The sequence below is a fragment of the Microbacterium sp. Kw_RZR3 genome (assembly GCF_029222405.1).
In the GTDB taxonomy this organism is placed as follows: domain Bacteria; phylum Actinomycetota; class Actinomycetes; order Actinomycetales; family Microbacteriaceae; genus Microbacterium.
Map to the genome: position 1 here is coordinate 1 of NZ_JARHXC010000159.1, position 1,646 is coordinate 1,646.

Annotated in this window: 3 protein-coding genes; 2 read left to right on the forward strand and 1 reads right to left on the reverse strand. The window is 69.0% G+C overall.

All coding sequences use genetic code 11. The annotated features are described in order from the left end of the window. A partial coding sequence (locus tag P2P98_RS08390; RefSeq protein WP_275799040.1) for a hypothetical protein occupies window positions 1–256 on the reverse strand: 256 nt, incomplete at its 3' end. Window positions 257–390: 134 nt separating this feature from the next. On the opposite strand from P2P98_RS08390, the gene P2P98_RS08395 reads away from it, so the two are divergent. Further along, complete coding sequence (locus tag P2P98_RS08395) at window positions 391–561, forward strand: CsbD family protein (RefSeq protein ID WP_275799042.1); 171 nt, start codon at window positions 391–393, stop codon at window positions 559–561. Window positions 562–646: 85 nt separating this feature from the next. Continuing rightward, on the forward strand, window positions 647–1,615 hold the full coding sequence (locus tag P2P98_RS08400; RefSeq protein WP_275799044.1) for an aldose 1-epimerase family protein: 969 nt from the start codon (window positions 647–649) through the stop codon (window positions 1,613–1,615). The last annotated feature ends 31 nt before the right edge of the window (window positions 1,616–1,646 follow it).

A 1,646-nucleotide genomic window follows, 5' to 3' on the forward strand; every position in this document is an offset into this window, starting at 1 on the left:
CGTCCACGGCCTCAGCTTCATAGCCCAGTGGTTCTTGCGCGGTGCCGCCCTCGACGGTGGCGTGCTCGAGCCCGACGACGATCGCGGATGCCACCGAGACGACCTCGACGGCGGGAAGCGCCTCCGATCGAGCGGTGGGAAGGGTGGCGACGTCCATCAAGCCGGAGGAGGTCGGCTCCGAGGTGCACGAGACGAGCGTGAGCGTCAAACCGAGGAGTGCGGTGGCGCCGGCGAGAGCGGTTCGAAGGGGACGCACGGTTTCGAACCTAGTCGTGCATCGCCGTCTGTTCCCCACTCGATCCGGAAATTCAACCCCCCTGAAACATGACATCGAGCGACATAGCCTGGCCGCATCGGGAAAGACCCGAGAATGACGCGGGAGGAGCCGACATGGGACTCGACGACAAGATCAAGAACGCCGCTGAAGACCTCACCGGCAAGGCGAAGGAAGCCTGGGGCAAGGCCACGGACAACGAGCGACTCGAAGCCGAGGGCCAGGCCGAGCAGAGCAAGGCCAACGTCAAGAAGGCCGGCGAGAACGTCAAGGACGCCTTCAGGTAAGTCGCCCTCCCCGAATGCCCCGACCCCGGCGGTCGGGGCATTCGTCGTTTCCGCCGCTCGTCGTTCCCCCCGCGATAATGGCGGAATGACCGATGCTGTTCCCACCGAGACCCCCACTCCGGTCTCGGGTACCCCCGTCGTCCTGCGTGCCCACGGCTACGAGGCCGCGATCGCGAGCGTCGGGGCCTCGTTGCGCTCCCTCACGTTCGACGGTCGCGATCTCGTCGTCCCCTTCGCTGAGGACGAGGTCCGCCCCGCGTACCGGGGAACGACCCTCGCGCCGTGGCCGAATCGCGTGGTCGACGGCATCCACCGTTTCGGCGGCGACGAGCACCAGCTCGCCCTGACCGAACCCAACCGGGCGCACGCCCTGCACGGGCTTCTGTCGTGGGTGAGCTGGAACGTCCTCGACGCCTCTGACGATGCGGTGACGCTCACCGCGACCGTTCCGGCTCAGGCCGGGTACCCCTGGTGGCTCGTCGTGTCGACGACGTACCGCCTGGATGCCGACGGTCTGACACAGACGGTCCGGGCGACGAACCTCGCGGACACGCCTGCTCCGTGGGGCACGGGTCCGCATCCCTACCTCGTCGCGGGGCCCGCGACGTTGTACGAGTGGACGCTGGAGCTCCCCGCCGACACCGTCCTGGAGGTGACAGCTGACCGCCTCGCGCCGGTGGGACTGGCATCCGTCACCGTCGACGCGGAGCGTTTCGACTTCCGCGAACCGCGCGTGCTCGGCGCGGTCGAGATCGACCACGCGTACACGGCGTTGATCCGGGATGCCGGCGCTCGCGCGACCGTCACGCTCACCGACCCCTCGGGAACCGGCGTGGCGATGTCGTGGGACGAGTCCTGCCCGTGGGTGCAGATCCACACCGCCGATCTTCCCGCGGGACCCGGAACCCCGGGGCACCGCGCGGGACTCGCCGTCGAGCCGATGACGTGCGCGCCGGACGCCTTCAACGACGACTCCTACGAGTACGACACCGGGCTGATCGCCCTGGCCCCGGGCGCTTCGTCCGAGGCCGGGTGGACGATCTCGGCGCGCTGAGGCGCTCTCACGAAGAACCGCCCCGACGCTC

Excerpts from the sequence above, each read along its gene's own strand:
- P2P98_RS08400 (WP_275799044.1), top strand. The coding sequence starts at position 647 with ATGACCGATGCTGTTCCCACCGAGACCCCCACTCCGGTCTCGGGTACC.
- P2P98_RS08395 (WP_275799042.1), top strand. The coding sequence starts at position 391 with ATGGGACTCGACGACAAGATCAAGAACGCCGCTGAAGACCTCACCGGC.